Below are 18,978 nucleotides of genomic sequence, written 5' to 3'. Positions count from 1 at the left end.
GTCAGAACCCCCAGGTCCGCTCGGGCACCACGCGGATGCGGACGGAGTACCTGGCGTCGAACCCGGCCGCGTCCAAGCCGATCGCCGCGTAGCGGGAGCCGTACTTGTCGAGGTACCCGGGCGCCTCCGACGCCTTGCCCTCCTCGACGTGCGCTTTCCCGCTCACCACGAGGATCGAGCCGCCGTGCTCATCACTGTTGAGGTGGAAGCTCACGTCGGGATTCGCTTCGATGTGCCGAAGCTTCGCGGTGCCCGGTTCGCTGAACACGACGATGTCCTCCCCGTCGAGGACGAACCACACGGGCCTCGGTGCGGGCCGCCCCTTCGGCGTGACCGTGGTCAGCCAGGCGATCGGTTCGCCGGCGCGATCGGTGAGTTTCGGTGCTGCCATGTCGGTGCCCCCTGGTCGTCGGGTCTGTGACCCAGGTAACCACGGGGCACCGACGATTTCTTCCCTCCCTAGCGCGACGCGACCCGCCGCGCGTACCGCGTCCCGGCCGCCAGCAGCACCAGGCCCGCGCCGAGGAACGCGCCGACCCTGGCCAGCCCATCGAGCGTCGAGAGGTCGAACAGCACCAGCTTGAGCACCGCGGCACCGACCAGGATCAGCCCGGTCACCCGCAGCGCGACGACGTCGATCCCGCGCAGGAGCAGCACGAGCGCGGCGATCGTCCAGGACACCGTGATCAGCGCGTGGCCGAGGAGGAACCCGGTCCGGCCGGGCACCGCCAGCAGCGCGCCGCAGAGCACCACCCCGGCGGCGCCGTAGAGCGCCGAAACCCCGGCGAGCAGCCAGATCGGCAGGTCTTCGGCCGGCCCGCGGAACACGTCCAAGCGCGCCGCCGCCCACGGCAACGCCACCGAGACGGCGAGGATCAGCGCGGCGACCACGAGCGCGCCGGTCAGCTGGGCGACCGGGTGCGCCCGCGGGACGATCAGCAGCGCGGGCGTGACGTCGAAGACCACGCCCAGCAGGCCGCCGATCGCCGCGAACCCCAGCGCGGCGGCGAGCGCGCCCCGGTTGCGGCCACCCACCGCGGCCACGACCAGCAGCAGTGCCTCGCCGAGCAGCACCCCCGCGCGGGCCGGGCCGTCGAACTGGGTGACCGTCGCCTGCAGGATCGCGAGCAACCCGGCCAGCCCCGCCACCTGCCCGGCGAACCCGGGCCACCAGCGGCGTGCCGCCCAGACGGCGAGCAGCAGGACGCCCGCCCCGGCCGTGATCGGCACCGCCTGCGCCTTCGGCAGCAGCACCGCCGCGACAAGCGTCGGCAGCACCGCGGTGGCCAGCAGGGAGAGCGCCGCGGGGTCGTTCTCGCGGCGGCGCAGCACGATCAGCGCGAGCACGACGCACGCGACCCCGGCACCACCGGCGGCGGCGGTGTTGGCCCAGCTGCCGCCCCCGCCGAGCCACGCCGTGCTGATCACGGAGGCGAGCAGCGGCGGGACACCGGCGGCGAGCGTCAGCGACGACCAATCGCGGCGCAGCTGCACCGGCGCCGTCGCGAGCTGGACCATCAGCAGGAAGGTGACCAGTTCGGGGGTGAACCCGCCGACGATCATCGGCGCGCACACGACACAGCCGACGACGACGGCCGAGGCCAGCAGCGAAGATTCCCAGCGCACGGCCACCAGCAGCCCGCCGACGGCGACCGCCAGCCCGGCGGCGAGCCCGGCGAGCACCGGCAGGAACTCGTACAGCGAGGTCGCGGCGACGACGTCCAGGTAGAGCGTCGCGATGCCGGTGGCGGCGAGCGCGAACGCCCCGGTGCGGCCGGCGGGCTTGCGGTGCAGCCACACGCCGGTGCCGGTCAGCGCCAGCCCGAACCCGGCGCCGACGAGCACCCGCGGCAGCGGCCCGAGCCAGCCGCGCTGCACGGCCAGCACGAGCAGCAGGACGACGCCGAGCAGCGTCACGGCCCCGCCGACCCAGGCGAGCACGCGGCTGCCGGCACCTTCCTTGCCGAGCTTCTCGCCCAGCGTCTGCCGCGGAACCGGCAGGTACGGCTGCGGGGCGGCGTACTGCGGTCGCGGCTGTTGCGGCGGCGGACCGTACTGCGGCGGCGGTGGCTGCCACTGGTACTGCGGCCAGGGGACCGACTCGGGCCGCATCGGCCGGGGCGGTGGCTGCGGTTGGGGCTGGGGCTCAGGTTCCGGTTGCGGTGCCTGCTCCGGCCGGGCGGCCTGCTCGGGCTGCTCGACCGGTTCGGGCGGTTCGGCCTGCCCAGCCTGCTCGGCCGGCACGTCCCGGACGGTCCGCAGTTCGGAGCCCACCAAGGCGAGACGACGCCCCAGGTCGTCGATCTCGCCGGCGAGCCGGAGGAGCACATCTGCTTCGGTGGTCATACCGGACAGGGTCACGCACGGCGTCCACCTGCGGATCCGTAGCACTACTCAATCCGGGGTCACGTCCTGGTCGCGGCCAGCACCTGGTCCATGGTCGCCATGATCGAGACGGTTTCGTCCATGGTCGCCATGATCGAGACGGTTTCGCCGAGCGGCATGAGCGGGCTCTCGGTCTCCCCGGCGGCCAGCCGCAGCGCGACTTCGTCGGCCTGGTGCCGCAGGCCACGGCCCTCATCGACGTATTCGAAGCGGCTTCGCTCGCCCTCGCGCGGGATGAAGGTGAAGGAGGCGGGGGCGTAGAAGGGCCCGTCGACCTCGATCCGGGCCTCGGTGCCGGCAATCGACGCGGTGGTGGGCGTGACGGCGCTCAACGTGCAGGTCAGGACGGCTTGCGCCCCGCTCGCGTAGCCGAACAGCATCGACATCTGGGCGTCGACACCGGTGAACGCGGGCGTCGCCATCGCCGCCACGCGCTCGGGCGGCCCGAGGACCATCGAAGCGAACGACACGGGGTAGATGCCGAGGTCGAGCAGGGCACCCCCGCCCAGTTCGGGAGCGAACAGCCGGAAGGCGGGGTCTTCGGCGAACCACTGCCCGTGGTCGGCGGCGACGGTGACGACGTCACCGAGGCGCGGCAGGAGCTCGCGGAGGTGCCGCACGTGCGGCAGGAAGCGCGTCCACATCGCCTCCATCAGGAAGAGGCCCTTGGCCCGCGCGAGGTCGACGAGGTCACGGGCTTCCTCGGCGTTCATCGTGAACGGCTTCTCGACGAGCACGGGCTTCCCGGCTTCGAGGGCGAGCCGGGCGTTGGCGTGGTGCAGGGGGTGCGGCGTGGCGACGTAGACGACGTCGACGTCCGGATCGTTCGCGAGGGCTTCGTAGCTGCCGTGCCGGGTCGGGATGCTCAATGTGCCGGCAAACCGCTCGGCGCCGTCCGCGGTGCGCGACCCGACCGCGGCCACCACGCCGGACTCGGTGAGTTGCAGGTCCCGGGCGAAGGCGCCGGCGATCCCGCCGGTGCCCATGATTCCCCAGCGCAGGGGTTTGTCGGTCATACGGCGACCTTATGCCCCTCTGACCCGTAGAGTGTTACCCCGATCACGCCAAGGGGGAAACGTTGAGTGACCAAAGCGAGCCGCCCAAGAAGTCCGGCTGGGGCGAACTCGGCCACAAGTGGATCACCGCGATCGCGGCCCTGGTCACCGCGCTCACCGGCGCCGGTTTCATCGCTGGCCGGACCAGCGCACCGGAGGCGAAGTCCGCCGGCCCGGCCACTCCGGTGACGGTGACCGTGACCGCGCCACGGGATGTCCCGGCGGCCGACGGCAGCACAGCGGGTTCGGCGCCGGCGAATCCGGATCCGGCTGCCTACTGGTCGGGTGAGCTCGAGTGGGGCAAGTTCAACTTCGACCTCAACCCCCCGATCTACACCGACGGCGAGTACATCCAGGACCTCGGAGGCGATCTCCTCTACGTCACCGGCAAAGCCCGGCTGGCCGTCTGGAAGAAGAGCGGCCAACCCGGCAAGGCCGAGTGCGCGTCGGCGGTCGACGCCGACGGCTCCAACCAGAGCTACTACGAAAAGGGCAATCGCATCTGCGGGCGCACCGCCGAAGGGCGGGTCTTCCGGCTCGATGTGACGTCGAGCGGCAACACCCTCCGCACACAGGCCACCGTCTGGAACAACTGACAGGCGGCGACCCTGGTGGGCTGTGACCAACACCACCAGCGACAATGGAGGGCGTGACCGCGACCTTGAGCAAGCCCGCCCTGAAGATCGGCCCCTACGAGGTCGATCCCCCGGTCGTGCTCGCGCCCATGGCCGGCATCACCAACGTCGCCTTCCGGCAGCTGTGCCAGGAGTACGGCGCCGGCATCTACGTGTGCGAGATGATCACCGCCCGCGCCGTCGTCGAACGGCATCCCGGCACCATGCACATGATGACCTTCGGGGCCAACGAAAAGCCCCGGTCCATGCAGCTCTACGGGGTCGACCCGAAGACCATGGCCGAAGCCGTCCGGATCATCGTCGGCGAGGGGCTCGCCGACCACGTCGACTCCAACTTCGGCTGCCCGGTCGCGAAGGTGACGCGCAAGGGCGGCGGGGCCGCGCTGCCGTTCAAGCGGAAGCTGTTCGAAGCCATCGTGCGCGAGTCGGTGAAGGCGGCCGGGGACACGCCGTTCACGGTGAAGTTCCGCATCGGCATCGACGACGACCACCGCACGTACCTCGACGCCGGCCGCATCGCCGAGGCCGAGGGCGCGGCCGCTGTCAGCCTGCACGCCCGCACCGCCGCCCAGCGCTACTCCGGCCAGGCCGACTGGACGAAGATCGCCGCCCTGAAGGAGGCCGTGACCAGCATCCCGGTGCTCGGCAACGGCGACATCTTCTCCGCGGCCGACGCCCTGCGCATGGTCGACGAGACGGGCTGCGACGGCGTGGTCGTCGGCCGCGGCTGCCTCGGCCGGCCGTGGCTGTTCGGCGAGCTCGAGGCCGCTTTCCAGGGCCGTGCGCTGCCCACCCCGCCGAACCTGGGCGAGGTCGCGGCCGTGCTCCGCCGCCACACGGAGCTCCTCATCGAGCACGACGGCCACGACAAGGCCATGCGCGACATCCGCAAGCACATGGCCTGGTACCTGATGGGCTTCCCGGTCGGCTCGGAACTCCGCCGCGGCTTCGCGATGCTCTCGTCGATGGACCAGCTCGACGACCTGATCGCCCAACTCGACCACTCGGCGCCGTTCCCCGAGGCCGCCACCGGGCCGCGCGGGCGCCAGGGCTCCCCGGGCAAGGTCACGCTGCCACACGGCTGGCTCGACGATCCGGACGACGACTGCGTTCCCGAAGCGGAAGATATGCACTCCGGCGGCTGAGCTGCACCAGGCTCAGCCCGAACAGCAGCACACCGAGCGGCACGTGCACGGTCTTGACGTGCGCGATCCCGAGGAACACCTGCGCGGTCACGAGCCCCAGGAACACGACCGCGTAGAGGACCACCCGTGGCGAGCCCCCACCAGGCCGCCACACCAGCACCGCGGCAACCACCTGCACCACGGCGACAATCCACACCGTGTACGCCGAAGCGCTGTGCAGGACGTGCCCGTTCGGGGTGGACAGCAGGAGACCCGCGGTGATCGGCGCGAGGAAGAGCGCCACCGTCTGCAGCGCGATCGTGGCGCGCATGAACGTCGTCATACCCGGTAGACGACGCAGCCGCGGGGAACGTGAGGTCGATGACCCGATCGGGTAGCAAGCCGGCCGTGACATCTGTCAGCCCGAAGTCGTGGCGGACGGCATCCTTCCCGGACCCCTTCCGGCGACAAGCTCTACCCATGACGACGAACCAGCCCGGAAACGCCCTCCTCAAGACCCTCGCGATCGAGATCGCCGTCCCCATCGGCGTCTACTACGCGCTCCACTCGCTCGGCGCGAGCGACTTCACCGCACTCGCCGCCTCCGGTGTCTTCCCGCTGGGCCGGACGCTCTACCAGTTCGCCAAGGACCGCACGCTCAACAGCCTCGCCCTCGTCGTCCTGATCACGAACGTCGTCGGCATGCTGCTCACCTTCGTCACCGGTGACGCCCGGATGATGATCGCCAAGGACTCGCTCGGCAGCGGCATCACCGGCCTGGTCATCCTCGCCTCGGCGTTCACCGCGGCCCCGATCATGACCAAGACCATGCGGCCCTTCCTCACCCGCGGCAACGCGGAACGAGAGGCCGCGTGGGAACGGCTCGGCCACAACGAGAAGTTCAACGCCATCCTGCGGCGCTGCAGCGTGATCTGGGGTGTCGGGTTCGCGCTGGAGAGCTCGATCCGCATCATCGGCGCGTTCACCCTGCCCGTCCCGACCATGGTCTGGCTGAGCACCGCCATCTTCGCGGGTTCCTTCGCGGTGATCATGGTCGTCTCCGGCAAGGTGGCCGAGCAGGCGGGCAAGATGATCGCGGCGAACGCGAAGCCCCTGGTAGCCGCTTGACCTGCGACAACACTGGGTGTACAGGTGTGTACATGTACAGCAAGCGGGAGCAACTGGTCGGCGACCTCACCGACCTGATCCGCTCCGGGCGCCTCGCCCACGGCGAACGCCTCCCCGGCGAGCACCAGCTCGCCCTGCAGTACCAGGTCAGCCGCGGCACCGTCCGCAGCGCGCTGTCCGAGCTCCAGCAGCTCGAGCTCATCTCCACCCAGGCCGGTGTCGGCTCGTTCGTCACGTTCGACGGCGTCCAGCTCGACCAGCGGATCGGCTGGGCCCGCGCCCTCGCCGACGCCGGCGCGCCGGTCACCACCGAGCTGCTCGGCATCGAAACCGTCGAAGACGTTGTCCTGGAAGAAGAATTCGGCGAGCGGGCCTACGTCGCCGTGCGGCGGCTGCGGCGGGAGCACGATCGCGGCGTCTCGCTCGAAACCGCCACCGTGCCCGCCGTCGGGCCGCTCGCCGACCTCCCCGAGACCGGCCTGCAGGACGGCTCCCTGACCAAGACCCTCGAAGCCGCCGGGCGGATCTCCGTCGGCGGCGACCAGTGGATCAGCACCGAACGCCTCGACGCCTGCGCCGCCGAACTCCTCGGCCGGAGCATCGGCGAGCTCTTCCTCCGCGCCGAACGCACGTCGATCGACGTCGAAGGCCGGCTCGTCGAGCGGGTCGTCAGCCTGCTGGACCCCGACCGGTTCCAGTTCCACCTCACCTTCGGGCACCGGTGACCGCGCGGGACCGGGCGCTGGGCGCGTTCACCGGGCTGGCCGTCGGCGACGCGCTGGGCATGCCGACGCAGTCGATGTCCCGCGCCGCCATCGCCGCCACCTACGGGCCGGTCACCGGCCTGCTCAACGCCGTCGCCGAGCAGCCGGTCGCGCCGTCGATGCCCGCCGGCTCGGTCACCGACGACACCGAACAGGCCGTCATGCTGGCCCGGCTCCTCATCGACGGCCGCGGGGTCGTCGAGCCGCACGTCTTCGCCGACGCGCTGCTGATCTGGGAGGCCGACATGGTCCGCCGCGGCTCCGCGGACCTGCTCGGGCCGTCCACCAAACGCGCGCTCGCCCGGCTCCAGGACGGCGTCCCGGCCGACGAAGCCGGCCGCACCGGGACCACCAACGGCGCCGCCATGCGAGTCGCGCCGGTCGGCATCGCCACTCCGTCGGAAAACCTGCACCGGCTGGTCGACGCCGTCGTCGCGACCGCGCGGGTCACGCACAACACCAGCCTGGGCATCGCCTCGGCCGCCGCGGTCGCGGCCGCCGTCTCCGCCGGCGTCGACGGCGCGAGCCTGGCCGAAGCGCTCGACGCGGGCGAACGCGCCGCCGTCGTCGGCGGCGAGCGCGGGCACTGGGCGCCCGGCGGGGAGATCGCCGCGCGGATCCGCTGGGCGCGCGACTGGGTGCGGGGGATGGCCCCGGCCGCCGTCGCCGACGCGGTCGCGCAGGTCATCGGCACGTCGGTCGCGTCGCAGGAGTCCGTCGTGGCCGCGTTCGCCCTGGCCGAGGCCATGGGTGACGACCCACCGGCCGCGTTGCGCCTGGCCGCCGGGCTGGGTGGCGACACGGACACCGTCGCCGCGATCTGCGGGGCGATGCTCGGTGCCGCGCACGGTGTCGGCGCCTTCCGCCCCGACGTCGTCGAGACCGTGCTCGCCGTCAACCGGCTCGAATTCGGGCCGCTGGTCGACGAACTCCTGAAGCTGCGCCGCCGATGACCGGGCGGCTGGTGCACACCGGGCAGGTCGTCGTAGACCTCGTCATGGTGGTGCCGGCCCTGCCCCCGCCGGGCGGCGACGTCCTCGCGTCGTCGACGAACCTGTTGCCCGGCGGCGGTTTCAACGTCATGGCCGCAGCCGCGCGATCCGGCGCGCGGGTGCTTTACGCGGGCTGCCACGGCATCGGCGGCTTCGGCGATCTCGCGCGCGGCGCCCTCGCGGCCGAAGGCGTTGAACTGGCCCACGAACCATTGTCCGAAGTGGACACCGGTGTTGTCGTGGTGTTGGTGGACGCCACCGGCGAGCGCACCTTCGCGACCGGCACCGGCGCCGAAGGACGGCTGCGAGCCGAACTGCTCGGGCAAGTCACCCCAAAGACTGACGACGTCGTGTACTTGAGCGGATACAGTTGGTTGCACGAGATAAATCGCGGCGCCCTCGTCGAGTGGCTGCCCCGGCTGCGCGGCTCGACGATCCTGTTCGACCCCGGCCCGCTCATCACCGACATCGACCCTGGAGACCTCCATGCCATTTTGTCCACAATAGACATCCTGAGTTGCAACGCCCGTGAAGCCGAGGTGCTGGGCGAGCTGCCGCCCGTCGCCGTCGTCCGCGACGGCGCGAAAGGCTGCCGTGTCCACGAAAACGGCCGGATCACCGACGTCCCCGGGTTCCCGGTCGACGCGGTGGACACCACCGGCGCCGGCGACACGCACTGCGGCGTGCTGGCCGCGGAGCTGTTGCGCGGCAGTACCGTCCTCGATGCCGCCGTGCGCGCCAACGCAGCGGCCGCGCTTTCGGTGACCCGGCGCGGCCCGGCGACCGCGCCGGGCCGGGAAGAGATCGACCAGCTGGTGGAGGCCATGCGATGAGCGGTTCCCGCAGGCTCGAGGTGGAGACCAACGGCCTCGACGTGATCGACGACGCCGAGCGGCGCGGCCGCCCGCGGCAGCTGTTCTGGCCGTGGTTCGGCGCGAACGTGTCGGTGCTGGGGCTGAGCTACGGCTCGTTCACCCTCGGCTTCGGCATCTCGTTCGGGCAGGCGCTGGTCGCCGGCGTCGTCGGCATCCTGTTCTCGTTCCTGCTGTGCGGGTTCATCGCCATCGCGGGCAAACGCGGGTCGGCGCCGACGATGCTGCTCTCGCGGGCGGCGTTCGGCGTGCGCGGCAACCGGCTGCCGTCGGCGATCTCGTGGCTGCTGACGGTCGGCTGGGAAACCGTGCTCGCCGCGCTGGCGACCCTGGCCACGGCGACCGTGTTCGAGCGCCTCGGCTGGGGCGGCGGCACACCGACGAAGGTGGTCGCGCTCGTCGTGGTGGCGGCGCTGACGGTCGCAGCCGGGGTGCTCGGCTTCGACGCGATCATGCGGCTGCAGACGTGGATCACCTGGATCACCGGGGTGCTCACGGTCGTCTACGTGATCCTCGTGGCCGGCGATGTGCACTGGGCGGCGGTCAGCGCGCTGCCATCGGGTTCGGCGCAGCAGTGGGTGGGCGCGCTGGTGTTCCTGATGACCGGATTCGGCCTCGGCTGGGTCAACGCGGCCGCGGACTACTCGCGCTACCTGCCGCGGTCGTCGTCGAGCCGGGGCGTGGTGGGCTGGACGACGTTCGGCGCTTCGGTGGCGCCGGTGGTGCTGCTGGTGTTCGGGCTGCTGCTGGCCGGCTCGTCACCGGACCTGAACAAGGCGATCGCGGCGGACCCGATCGGCGCGCTGACGACGTTGCTGCCGCTGTGGTTCCTGGTGCCGTTCGCGATCGTCGCGGTGCTCGGCCTGGTCGGCGGCGCGGTGCTGGACATCTATTCGTCGGGGCTGGCGCTGCTCTCGGCGGGCCTGCGCATCCCCCGCCCGGCGGCGGCGCTGGTCGACGGCGTGATCATGATCCTCGGCACGATCTACATCGTCTTCTTCGGCGGCGAGTTCCTGGGCCAGTTCCAAGGGTTCCTGGTGACGCTGGGCGTACCGGTGGCCGCCTGGTGCGGCGTGATGCTCGCGGACGTCCTCCTGCGGCGCCGCGATTACGCCGAGCCGGACCTCTTCGACCCGGCGGGCCGCTACGGCGACGTCCGGCCGGGCCCGATCGCCCTGGTCCTGGTGGCCACGGCGCTCGGCTGGGGCCTGGTGACGAACACGTCCGCGGACTGGCTGAAGTGGCAGGGCTACCTGCTGGAGCCGTTCGGCCTGGGCGGCCGCGAAGGCGCGTGGGCCTTCGCGAACCTCGGCGTGCTCCTGGCGCTGGCCCTGGGCTTCCTGGTGACATTGCTGACGCGGCGGCGGGTCCGCGAACAGGAGGCAGTGTGAGGAGAATTCTGGCGGTCATCGACCTGCAGCACGTGTTCGCCGACCCGGCGAGCCCGTGGTTCACCCCACGCTTCGCCGAGGTGGTGCCCAGGATCCACCGCCTGGTGACGGCGTTCGGCGACGACGTCGTGTTCACGCGGTTCGTCGCGCCCTCACGCCCGGAGGGAGCATGGCGCCGGTACTACGAGCAGTGGCCGTTCGCTTTGCAGCCACCGGACGCGCAGCTGTACCAAGTGGTCGACCCATTCGCCCCGCTCTCCACAGTGGACGCGACCACCTTCGGCAAGTGGAACGCCCGCATGGCCACCCGAGTAGGCGGTGCGGGCCTGGTGCTGGCGGGCGTCTCGACGGACTGCTGCGTGTTGTCAACGGCCTTGTCGGCCGCGGACGCGGGCGTCGCGGTCACCGTGGTGTCCGACGCGTGCGCGGGCGCGGACGACGAGAGCCACGCGAAGGCGCTGGACATCCTGCGGCTGTACGCCCCACTGGTGACGGTGGCCACATCAGCGGAGGTGCTCGGCTAAACTACGCCCGGTGACCGGGCTCGAAGCATCAGCGATCGCGTTGACGACTGCGGTGGTGAAAGCGGCGGCGAAGGTCTGGCTGGGTGATCGGACGATCGCCGCGGACGCCTCCGCGAAAGTCCTCGACCTGCTCGAAAAGCAGGTCACCGGCCTCAACGACCGCCGCAAGCTCCGGCTGCTGTTCACCAACCTCGAGTCCCGGGTCGCCGACCGGCTGCTGCCCTTCCTCGACGTCGAGTTCCGCACCTTGCCGGAGAACGAGCGAGCGGCCGCGGTGGACGCGGTGCGCGAGACGTTCGAGCGCGCCGCGCTGACCGACGACGACCTGTTCGCCACCGACCTCGACGCCGCGTACCTCTGCCGCTACCTGCTCCGGACCGTCCCTGGCGTCACCACCCTCCTGTCGGCTGACGCGACCGAGCTGTACCAGCGAGTCCTGCGGGAATGCTGCGCGTACCTGGTGCAGGTCACGAGCACCCTGCCGCGTTTCCAGCCGGGCGCGCTCGTCGAGATCCTCCAGCGCGAGACGGAGATCCTCGAGACGGTCCGGAACGTGCTGGCGACCCTGCCCGAACGCCGTCACCCGGACGACTTCGCCGCGGACTTCCGCCGCCAGGTCGTGACGGCGCTCGACCGGATGGCGCTGTTCGGCGCGGGCCTGGCCGAGGCGACCCGGCTGTACCCGCTGTCGGTCGCCTACCTGAGCCTGAGCGTCACGTCCGAGGAGGACGTCCCCGGCGACCGGATCGAGCACGTACTGCCGCGGACGTCGAGAATCCTCCTGCGCGGCGAAGCCGGCTCCGGCAAGACGACGCTGCTGCAGTGGCTGGCCGTCCAGTGCGCGAGCCGGCAGCTGCAGAACGTCGACGGCTGGGACAACCTCGTGCCGTTCCTGGTGCGGCTGCGCCGGTTCAGCCACTCGCCGCTGCCGACGCCGGAACGCTTCCTCGACGAGGTCGGCAGGCACATCGCCGACGAGATGCCGCCCGGGTGGGTGCAGCGGCACCTGCGTCAGGGCCGGGCCGTCGTGCTCGTCGACGGCCTCGACGAGGTCCCGGACGAGCGCCGCCGCGAGGTGCGCGAGTGGCTGCGCGAACTCGTCGGCGCGTTTCCCCACGCGCGGTTCGTCGTCACCACGCGCCCGGCCGCGGTGGCCGCCGGCTGGCTGCGCGACGAGGGGTTCACCGAGGTCTGGCTCCAGCCGATGACCCCGCGCGACGTCCGGACGTTCGTCACCCGCTGGCACCAGGCGCTGCCGGGCGAGCCGCTCGACGAAGAACGCGACGCCCTGATCGCGGCGATCGGCGCCCGCAGCGCGTTGCGGCGGCTCGCCGAGAACCCGCTGCTGTGCGCGTTGCTCTGCGCACTGCACCACCAGGGCAACGGACGGCTCCCGGAGAACCGGATGGAGCTGTACGACGTCGCGTTGCGCATGCTGCTCGACAGCCGCGACGTCGAGCGAGGGATCGAGCCTTCCGTCCGGCTTTCGCTGACCGAGAAGCTGGTGCTGCTGCGCAGCCTGGCGTACTGGCTGGTCCGCAACGGCCACACGGACGTCCCGGCCACCGACGCCGAAGCCCGCATCACGGCGAGGCTGCGTTCGATGGGCCAGATCGACGTGACACCGCGGACGGTGTTCCGCCACCTGCTCGATCGCGGTGGCGTGCTGCGAGAGCCGGTGCCGGGCCGCATCGACTTCGTCCACCGGACGTTCCAGGAGTACCTGGCCGCCCAGGCGGCGGTCGAAGAGGACGACATCGGCATCCTGACGGCGAACGCCCACCGGGACGACTGGCGCGAAGTGGTGGTCCTGGCGGCGGGCCATGCCCACCCAGCCCAGCGCGAGCGCCTGCTCGACGGGATCCTCCAGTGGGACACGGACGAACAGGGGCGGCTGAAGCTCGACCTGGTGGCGCTGGCGTGCTTGGGAACGTCGCCGGTGTTGAGCGAGGGCCTGCGGAACGAGATCGAGGACCGCGCCGGCGCGCTGATCCCGCCCTCGAGCCGTGAGGAAGCGACGGCACTGGCGGCAGCAGGCGAGTTCGTTCTCGACCTCCTGGCCGACTGCGAACCCGACACCCCCGTGGCGACGATCCACGCGATCGCCCTGATCGGCGGGCCCGGTGCCTTGGAACTGCTGACCCGCTACCGCGGGGCCCGGGACAAGGCCGTGGTAAGCGAGCTGCTTGCGGCCCGGCAGCTGTTCGATCAGGCCGAATTCGCCGAACGCGTGCTGGCGGATCTGCCGATCGATGACTTGTGGGTCGACGAACCGGCCGCCCTCGCCGGCCTGAAGCACGTGCGGCATCTCAGGCACCTCGCCTGCTCTCTCAGAGACTCGGACGAGTTCGACTTTTCGCAGTTGGCGGGCACCTCGCTGGAGACCATCTTCTTGACGGGCGAAGCCAGCTACGAATCGACGGATATCGGCCCACTGGCCGGGATTCCCACCCTACGCGAGGTCATCGCCGATGTACCGACGCACGGGTGGGCACGGCTTGCCGAGCTGCCGAGGCTGGACCACCTCCAGCTGAGCGATATCGACGATCTCGCCGAGCTGACTCCTCTGCGGCGTTTGTCCGCACTGACGCTTTGCCGGGTTCCCGGCCTCGAAGACTTGCAGGCCTTGTCCTTTTTGGACTCTCCGCGCGCGCTTGGTTTCGAACGCTGCCTCAACCTTCGTGATATTTCCGGCCTCACCAGGTGGGCAGACAGCCTGACTGAAGTCCGCTTCTCGCGCTGCTACCGAGTGGATCTGGCACCTCTCGCGGTACTGCCCAAGCTCCGGCAGGTAAGCCTCCTCGCTGTGGAGCAGGCCGACTTGACACCACTCGCCGGCAAGTCCGGCCTCACGGTGTACGTGAACCACGGCACCCGGCTCGTCGGTGCCGACCTTCTGGGATCCGGCAGCGTGGTCGAGGGAGGGATACCAGCCACCCGAAGTTCAACTACGCGAAGTAGATTCGAGCCGTGATCGACCACATCAGCATCCCCACCGAGGCCGGTTCCTTCGACGCCATCGCCGCCGGGCCCGAAGACGGCAGGCCCGTCCTTCTCCTGCACGGCTTTCCCGAAGCCGCGATCGAGTGGGAGCACCAGGTCGCCACCCTCGGGGTGCTCGGCTTCCGCGCCGTCGCGCCGGATCAGCGCGGGTACTCCCCGGACGTTCGGCCCGAGCAGGCGAGCGACTACTCCATCGATCACCTCGTCGGGGACGTCGTCGCGATCACCGAAGCGCTCGGCTGGCCGAAGTTCGACCTCGTCGGGCACGACTGGGGTGGCGCCGTCGCCTGGTGGACCGCCGATGCGCACCCGGAACGGCTGCGCAGCCTCGCCGTCGTCTCGACTCCGCACCCCGCCGCGCTCGCCGAGGCCATGAAGACCGACGAAGACCAGCACCTGCGCACGCGCTACATGACCGAGTGGCGACAGACCCGCGTCACCGAGCGGCGGATGCTGGAGAACGACGCCCGCGCGCTGCGCGAGATGTTCGATCGGCGTGTGTCGCCGTCGAAGGTGGACGACTACGTGCAGCGGCTGTCCGAACCGGGCGCGCTCACCGCCGCCCTCAACTGGTACCGGGCCGGGCGGCCGGGTGGGAAGATCGGCAAGATCGCCGTGCCGACGCTGTACATCTGGAGCACCGAGGACGTCTCCTTCGGCTCCACCGCCGCGCTCGACACCGCCAACTGGGTCACCGGGCCCTACCGCTTCGAAATGCTCGAAGACGTCACACACTGGGTGCCCGAGGAAGCACCGGAAGCCGTCACCACGTTGCTCGTGGAGCACCTCCACGCGGGGTGACGGCCCGTCACCCCGCCGGGCGGACCGCGGGTAACCCACCCGCCTCGCGGTACGGCGGACCGCGGGCCGTCGTGTTCACTGGGGCACGTGGATACCGCGACCGAACCCGAGACCGAGCAGGTCGTCTTCGTCACCGAAGACGGCGTGCCCACCGGCGAGACCGGCCCGAAGCTGGCCAGCCACCACGAGCACACCCGGTTGCACCTGGCTTTCTCGTGTTACGTCCTGCGGCGCGCCGACAACGCCCTGCTGATCACCCAGCGCGCCCTCCACAAGAAGGTCTGGCCAGGGGTCTGGACCAACAGCGTCTGCGGCCACCCCGCGCCCGGCGAAGCCATCGAGGACGCCGTCCGGCGCCGCGCGGACTACGAGCTCGGGCTGCCGTCGCTGTCCGGGTTGCACTGCTTGCTGCCGAGCTACCGCTACCGGACGCCGCCGTTCCAGGGGATCGTCGAGAACGAGTTCTGCCCGGTCTTCGCCGCGTGGGCCGACGTCGAGCCGGCGCCGAACCCGGAGGAGGTCGGCGACTGGCGCTGGGTCGCGTGGACCGACTACACGGAGCTACTGAACGACCCGTCGGCTAATGTGAGTTACTGGGCCAAGGACCAATACGAGCAGCTCAAGGCCATCGAGCCGTTCTCCGGACTCTGAAGCGAACACTCCGGAGAGTCACTGCCACAGTCCCGTTTGAGCGAAATTCATCTTCTTCCGCACCGGTACCTCAAGCGCGGCCGTCCCCACGACGACAACCAAGGGGTGGTGGAGGTGGGGAGGGTCGCCGAGGGCGACGGCGCGCCGGGCCGGACAGCCAGCCCGCAACCGCCGGACCTGCTCCGCCTGCACGAGGCCATCGCCGGGCTCTTCGCCACCCAGGGCGACTGGCGGCGCGCCTACCAGCACCTGCGGTCCGCGCTGGACATCGCGCGCGACGGCAGCCTCCGCGACGCGCTGACGTCGAGCTACAACCGCCGTTACCTCGACGAGCGGCTGTACGGACCGTTCACCGACCGCCCGCCGCTGACGCTCGCGCTGATCGATCTCGACCGCTTCAAGAGCATCAACGACACGTACGGTCATCTCGTCGGCGACCGCGTCCTGCGCCGCGTCGCCGATCTGCTGCAGGAAGACCTCCCGCCGGACGGCTTCTGCGCGCGCTACGGCGGCGAAGAGTTCGTGCTCTGGCTACCGGGGGTCGACCCGCGGCGCGCTGTCCGCGTCGTCGACGACGCCCGGCTGCGCGTCGCTCGTCATCCCTGGTCAGAGGTGCAGCCGGGGCTGCGGGTGACCATCAGCGCCGGCCTGGCGCACGAGCCGGGGACGCCGTCGTCCCGGGAACGCCAGCTGCGCCGCGCGGACACCCTCCTTTATGCGGCGAAACGCGCGGGCCGCAACAAAGTCGCCTATGACGACGCGCAAACGACACAGTTAATAACCCACTCTGAGTAACGCAAAGGCCGCATTACTCCGTCTGTCGACAAGCGGTATCACCCGTTTGTCGACCCACACCGGCCGTTCGTCGACTCAAGGTGAAGAAAATTCCGGGAGGGTGTCGTCACGAACGGGGGGTATCCGTACGATAACGAAAACCTCCGGGGGAACGATCACCTCCTGCGGGGGAAGACGGCCTAGTCGAAGCCACCCTTCGATCGCGCGAAAGGAGACCGAGTGCCGGACGAGCTCGACAGCCCGGGAACCGGTCGCCGCCTCGACGGTCCCGCGCGGCCCCGGCCCGGACGGCGCCGGTCGATGGAGGACCAGGGCGGGATCAGCGTCTCGGACGTCGTCGCCAGGACCACCGGCGCTCGCCCGGTGCCGCCCCGCGAGCAGCAGGACCGCTCCGAACAGCCAGGACGCCGCGTCCGCGGCGCCGAACCGCCGGCCCCGGCGCGGTCGTCGCAGCCGCGCCCCCCGAGGCCGGCGCAGAGCCCTGCCGAAGACCCAGTACCCACGGACGCCACTCGTCAACCGCGCACCCCGCGACCCCGCCAGCCTCGCCGCACGACGGCCGCGGCCCCGTTGCCGGAGGCCCCGCTCCAGAGGCGCCCGCCGGCCGCGAACCCGGGCCCCCAGCAGACGTCGGCCGCGCAGCAGCCGCCCAGGCGCCCCCGCCGCCCGGCGGCCGAGGCACCGCAGGCCGACAGCGCCCCGACCCGCCGCGCGGCCACGCCGCGGCGGCCGGCCCCGGACAGCCCGGCGCCCCGCCGCGGCCCGGCCACCGGCGAGGTCCCGGCAGGCCGCCGCCCAGCAGCTCCCGCCGACACGGCCGCACCCCAGCACCCCGCGACCGAGAGTCCCGCGCCCCGCCGCGGCCCGGCTACCGGCGAGGTCCCGGCAGGCCGCCGCCCGGCAGCTCCCGCCGACACGGCCGCACCCCAGCACCCCGCGACCGAGAGTCCCGCGCCCCGGCGCCCGATGCCGTCGGCCGAGGCAGCGGTACCCCCGCGCACCACACCGGACAGCCCGGCGCCCCGCCGCGGGCCGGCCACCGGCGAGGTTCCGGCGGGCCGCCGCCCGGCTCCGGCCGACGCGGCCACGCCGCACCCCGCCGCGGATGGACCGGGGTCGCGCCGCACCGCCGAAGGAGCCACGCCGCAGCGCGCCGCCGCCGACGGCCCGGCACCCCGCCGCACCACCGCAGAAGCCACGCCCCAGCGCGCCGCCGCAGACGGCCCAGCAACCCGCCGCACCACCGCAGAAGCCACGCCGCAGCGTGCCGCCGCCGACGGGCCGGCACCGCGCCGCACCGCGGAAAACCCCGTCTCCCGGCGCACCGCCGCCCCGGCCGATGCTGCTTCCACCCCCGACAGCCCCGCGCCCCGGCGTGGCGAGGCCGTCGCCGGTGCGCCGCCGCGGGCCTCCCTCGATCCGCTGACCATGACCGACGAAATGGAAGCGATCGACGAGGCGACCCAGTACCGGCGCAAGATCGATCACACCCTCGCCCGGTTCTCCGCCGCGCACGACGAGATGGAAGCCGAGGAAGCCAAGCGGCGCGAACGCCGTGAACGGCTCTCGCCCACCTCGCTGCTCGAGAGCACCCGCACCGCCCTGCAGCGCGTTGTCACGACGGCACCTTCGGCCGAAGAGGCCCGAGCGGAAGCCGAGCAGACCCGGCTGCGGGAGAAGAAGCGGCGGTCGGCGCTGGCCGGACGGATCGCCGCCGCCGTGGTGGCCGGGCTCGTCTTCCTCGGCGTCGGGGGCGCCTGGGGCGCGCAGACCTACTTCGACGCCAAGTTCACCCAGGTCTCCGCGCTCGACGAGAACTCGTCCGACATCCAGGACGCCGAGGCGCAGGCCAACGACGAGAACTTCCTGATGGTCGGCTCCGACACCCGCGACGGGGCGTCCGCCGAGGAAGGCCTCGGCACCGCCGACACCGTCTCCGGCGCGCGAAGCGACACCGTGATGGTGGCGCACATCCCGGCCGACCGGAAGCGGGTCGTCGTCACGTCGTTCCCGCGCGACCTCGAGATCGACCGGCCCGACTGCCAGCGCTGGGACCCGGCGCAGAACAAGACGACCAACCAGGTCTCCCCACGGCAGAAGATCGCCAAGCTCAACACCGCCTACGCGGTGGGCGGGCCGCCCTGCGTGACCAAAGTGATCCAGCAGATCACCGGCCTGCGGATCAACCACTTCGTCGGCATCGACTTCAACGGCTTCAAGGAAATGGTCGACGCCGTGCACGGGGTCACCGTCCACGTCGACAAACCGATCGACGACGAGATCCTCGGCAAGGTCCTGATGCAGACCGGTGACGTGACGATCTCCGGCGACCAGGCGCTGAACTTCGTGCGCGCGCGGCACGTCAAGGCCGACGTGTCGAAGTCGGACTACGACCGGATCAAGCGGCAGCAGGCGTTCATCGGTGCGTTGCTGAAGAAGGTCATGTCGTCGGACGTCGTGCTCGACCCCGGCAAGCTCAGCGACTTCATCAGCGCCTTCGCGAAGGCCACCTTCGGCGACAACCTCGGCGTCAAGCAGATGATGACGCTGGCGCAGTCGATGAAGGGCCTGGACCCGTCGAAGATCACCTTCCTCACCATCCCGACGGTCGGCATCGCCAACAGCCGCGGCAACGAGGTGCTCGTCCTCAGCAAGACGAAGGCCCTCTTCGACGCGCTGCGCAACAACACCCCGCTGCCCGACCCGAACGCGCCGATCCCGCGCACCGAGCAGGCGCCGCCGACCAGTACGTCGAAGCCGAAGAGCAGCAGCAGCTCGAAGCCGACCAGCACCCGGAAGAGCACCTCCACGGGCTGATCCGCGAGGATCGTTAGTCCGGGTTCACGTGCGGTTCACCC

The 18,978-nt window shown here is 71.3% G+C and carries 18 protein-coding genes; 13 read left to right on the top strand and 5 right to left on the bottom strand.

Annotation, left to right across the window (positions count from 1 at the left end; all coding sequences use genetic code 11):
• Position 1: 1 nt before the first annotated feature.
• The 3 genes from ACWED2_RS19360 to ACWED2_RS19350 all read right to left on the bottom strand — a co-directional run bounded on the left by ACWED2_RS19360 (position 2) and on the right by ACWED2_RS19350 (position 3,401).
• Positions 2–391 (bottom strand): TIGR03667 family PPOX class F420-dependent oxidoreductase, encoded by a 390-nt coding sequence (locus ACWED2_RS19360; protein ID WP_449691860.1) that lies wholly within the window; start codon positions 389–391, stop codon positions 2–4.
• Positions 392–459: 68 nt separating this feature from the next.
• Positions 460–2,361 carry a DUF2339 domain-containing protein gene (locus ACWED2_RS19355; RefSeq protein ID WP_449691859.1) on the bottom strand — a complete coding sequence of 634 codons (1,902 nt, stop codon included), beginning with the start codon at positions 2,359–2,361 and terminating at the stop codon, positions 460–462.
• Between the two features lie 44 nt (positions 2,362–2,405).
• On the bottom strand, positions 2,406–3,401 hold the full coding sequence (locus ACWED2_RS19350; RefSeq protein WP_449691858.1) for a Gfo/Idh/MocA family protein: 996 nt from the start codon (positions 3,399–3,401) through the stop codon (positions 2,406–2,408).
• Positions 3,402–3,463: 62 nt separating this feature from the next.
• Here ACWED2_RS19350 and ACWED2_RS19345 point away from each other — a divergent pair, with 62 nt between their 5' ends.
• Together ACWED2_RS19345 and dusB are read left to right on the top strand one after the other, a co-directional pair.
• A complete protein-coding gene (locus ACWED2_RS19345) occupies positions 3,464–4,036 on the top strand; it encodes a hypothetical protein (RefSeq protein ID WP_449691857.1) in 573 nt (190 codons plus the stop codon).
• Between the two features lie 44 nt (positions 4,037–4,080).
• Positions 4,081–5,220, top strand: a complete 1,140-nt coding sequence (gene dusB, locus ACWED2_RS19340) for a tRNA dihydrouridine synthase DusB (protein WP_449691856.1) — start codon at positions 4,081–4,083, stop codon at positions 5,218–5,220.
• Here the strand turns inward: dusB and ACWED2_RS19335 are convergent.
• Positions 5,141–5,542, bottom strand: a complete 402-nt coding sequence (locus tag ACWED2_RS19335) for a hypothetical protein (RefSeq protein WP_449691855.1) — start codon at positions 5,540–5,542, stop codon at positions 5,141–5,143. The two genes, dusB and ACWED2_RS19335, sit on opposite strands and share 80 nt — an antisense overlap.
• Before the next feature lie 137 nt (positions 5,543–5,679).
• Here ACWED2_RS19335 and ACWED2_RS19330 point away from each other — a divergent pair, with 137 nt between their 5' ends.
• The 10 genes from ACWED2_RS19330 (at position 5,680) to ACWED2_RS19285 (ending at position 16,120) form a co-directional block, all read left to right on the top strand.
• Complete coding sequence (locus tag ACWED2_RS19330) at positions 5,680–6,327, top strand: VC0807 family protein (protein ID WP_449691854.1); 648 nt, start codon at positions 5,680–5,682, stop codon at positions 6,325–6,327.
• Positions 6,328–6,359: 32 nt separating this feature from the next.
• Positions 6,360–7,052 (top strand): GntR family transcriptional regulator, encoded by a 693-nt coding sequence (locus ACWED2_RS19325; RefSeq protein ID WP_449691853.1) that lies wholly within the window; start codon positions 6,360–6,362, stop codon positions 7,050–7,052.
• Positions 7,049–8,044 (top strand): ADP-ribosylglycohydrolase family protein, encoded by a 996-nt coding sequence (locus tag ACWED2_RS19320; RefSeq protein ID WP_449691852.1) that lies wholly within the window; start codon positions 7,049–7,051, stop codon positions 8,042–8,044. Before ACWED2_RS19325 ends, ACWED2_RS19320 begins: the two co-directional genes overlap by 4 nt.
• Positions 8,041–8,916, top strand: a complete 876-nt coding sequence (locus ACWED2_RS19315; protein WP_449691851.1) for a PfkB family carbohydrate kinase — start codon at positions 8,041–8,043, stop codon at positions 8,914–8,916. Before ACWED2_RS19320 ends, ACWED2_RS19315 begins: the two co-directional genes overlap by 4 nt.
• Positions 8,913–10,346 (top strand): purine-cytosine permease family protein, encoded by a 1,434-nt coding sequence (locus tag ACWED2_RS19310; RefSeq protein ID WP_449691850.1) that lies wholly within the window; start codon positions 8,913–8,915, stop codon positions 10,344–10,346. The genes ACWED2_RS19315 and ACWED2_RS19310 overlap by 4 nt, the downstream gene beginning before the upstream one ends.
• Positions 10,343–10,870, top strand: a complete 528-nt coding sequence (locus ACWED2_RS19305) for a cysteine hydrolase family protein (protein WP_449691849.1) — start codon at positions 10,343–10,345, stop codon at positions 10,868–10,870. Before ACWED2_RS19310 ends, ACWED2_RS19305 begins: the two co-directional genes overlap by 4 nt.
• Positions 10,871–10,880: 10 nt before the next feature.
• A complete protein-coding gene (locus ACWED2_RS19300; protein ID WP_449691848.1) occupies positions 10,881–13,844 on the top strand; it encodes an NACHT domain-containing protein in 2,964 nt (987 codons plus the stop codon).
• A complete protein-coding gene (locus ACWED2_RS19295; RefSeq protein WP_449691847.1) occupies positions 13,841–14,674 on the top strand; it encodes an alpha/beta fold hydrolase in 834 nt (277 codons plus the stop codon). Before ACWED2_RS19300 ends, ACWED2_RS19295 begins: the two co-directional genes overlap by 4 nt.
• Positions 14,675–14,761: 87 nt before the next feature.
• Positions 14,762–15,325: an isopentenyl-diphosphate Delta-isomerase gene (gene idi, locus ACWED2_RS19290; protein ID WP_449691846.1), complete on the top strand. Its 564-nt coding sequence runs from the start codon at positions 14,762–14,764 to the stop codon at positions 15,323–15,325.
• A gap of 105 nt (positions 15,326–15,430) precedes the next feature.
• Complete coding sequence (locus ACWED2_RS19285; RefSeq protein ID WP_449691845.1) at positions 15,431–16,120, top strand: GGDEF domain-containing protein; 690 nt, start codon at positions 15,431–15,433, stop codon at positions 16,118–16,120.
• A gap of 515 nt (positions 16,121–16,635) precedes the next feature.
• Here ACWED2_RS19285 and ACWED2_RS19280 read toward each other — a convergent pair.
• Positions 16,636–16,935, bottom strand: a complete 300-nt coding sequence (locus tag ACWED2_RS19280; protein ID WP_449691844.1) for a hypothetical protein — start codon at positions 16,933–16,935, stop codon at positions 16,636–16,638.
• A gap of 613 nt (positions 16,936–17,548) precedes the next feature.
• On the opposite strand from ACWED2_RS19280, the gene ACWED2_RS19275 reads away from it, so the two are divergent.
• Positions 17,549–18,937, top strand: a complete 1,389-nt coding sequence (locus ACWED2_RS19275) for an LCP family protein (RefSeq protein ID WP_449691843.1) — start codon at positions 17,549–17,551, stop codon at positions 18,935–18,937.
• Positions 18,938–18,978 lie beyond the last annotated feature (41 nt).

Source organism: Amycolatopsis sp. NPDC005003 (assembly GCF_053600695.1).
This window is presented reverse-complemented; position numbering and strand designations above follow the sequence as displayed.

Bases quoted from the DNA above. Each gene is read 5' to 3' on its own strand.
- ACWED2_RS19360 (WP_449691860.1), bottom strand. From the start codon at position 391: ATGGCAGCACCGAAACTCACCGATCGCGCCGGCGAACCGATCGCCTGG.
- ACWED2_RS19350 (WP_449691858.1), bottom strand. From the start codon at position 3,401: ATGACCGACAAACCCCTGCGCTGGGGAATCATGGGCACCGGCGGGATC.
- dusB (WP_449691856.1), top strand. From the start codon at position 4,081: ATGGAGGGCGTGACCGCGACCTTGAGCAAGCCCGCCCTGAAGATCGGC.
- ACWED2_RS19335 (WP_449691855.1), bottom strand. From the start codon at position 5,542: ATGACGACGTTCATGCGCGCCACGATCGCGCTGCAGACGGTGGCGCTC.
- ACWED2_RS19330 (WP_449691854.1), top strand. From the start codon at position 5,680: ATGACGACGAACCAGCCCGGAAACGCCCTCCTCAAGACCCTCGCGATC.
- ACWED2_RS19325 (WP_449691853.1), top strand. From the start codon at position 6,360: ATGTACAGCAAGCGGGAGCAACTGGTCGGCGACCTCACCGACCTGATC.
- ACWED2_RS19315 (WP_449691851.1), top strand. From the start codon at position 8,041: ATGACCGGGCGGCTGGTGCACACCGGGCAGGTCGTCGTAGACCTCGTC.
- ACWED2_RS19310 (WP_449691850.1), top strand. From the start codon at position 8,913: ATGAGCGGTTCCCGCAGGCTCGAGGTGGAGACCAACGGCCTCGACGTG.
- ACWED2_RS19275 (WP_449691843.1), top strand. From the start codon at position 17,549: ATGACCGACGAAATGGAAGCGATCGACGAGGCGACCCAGTACCGGCGC.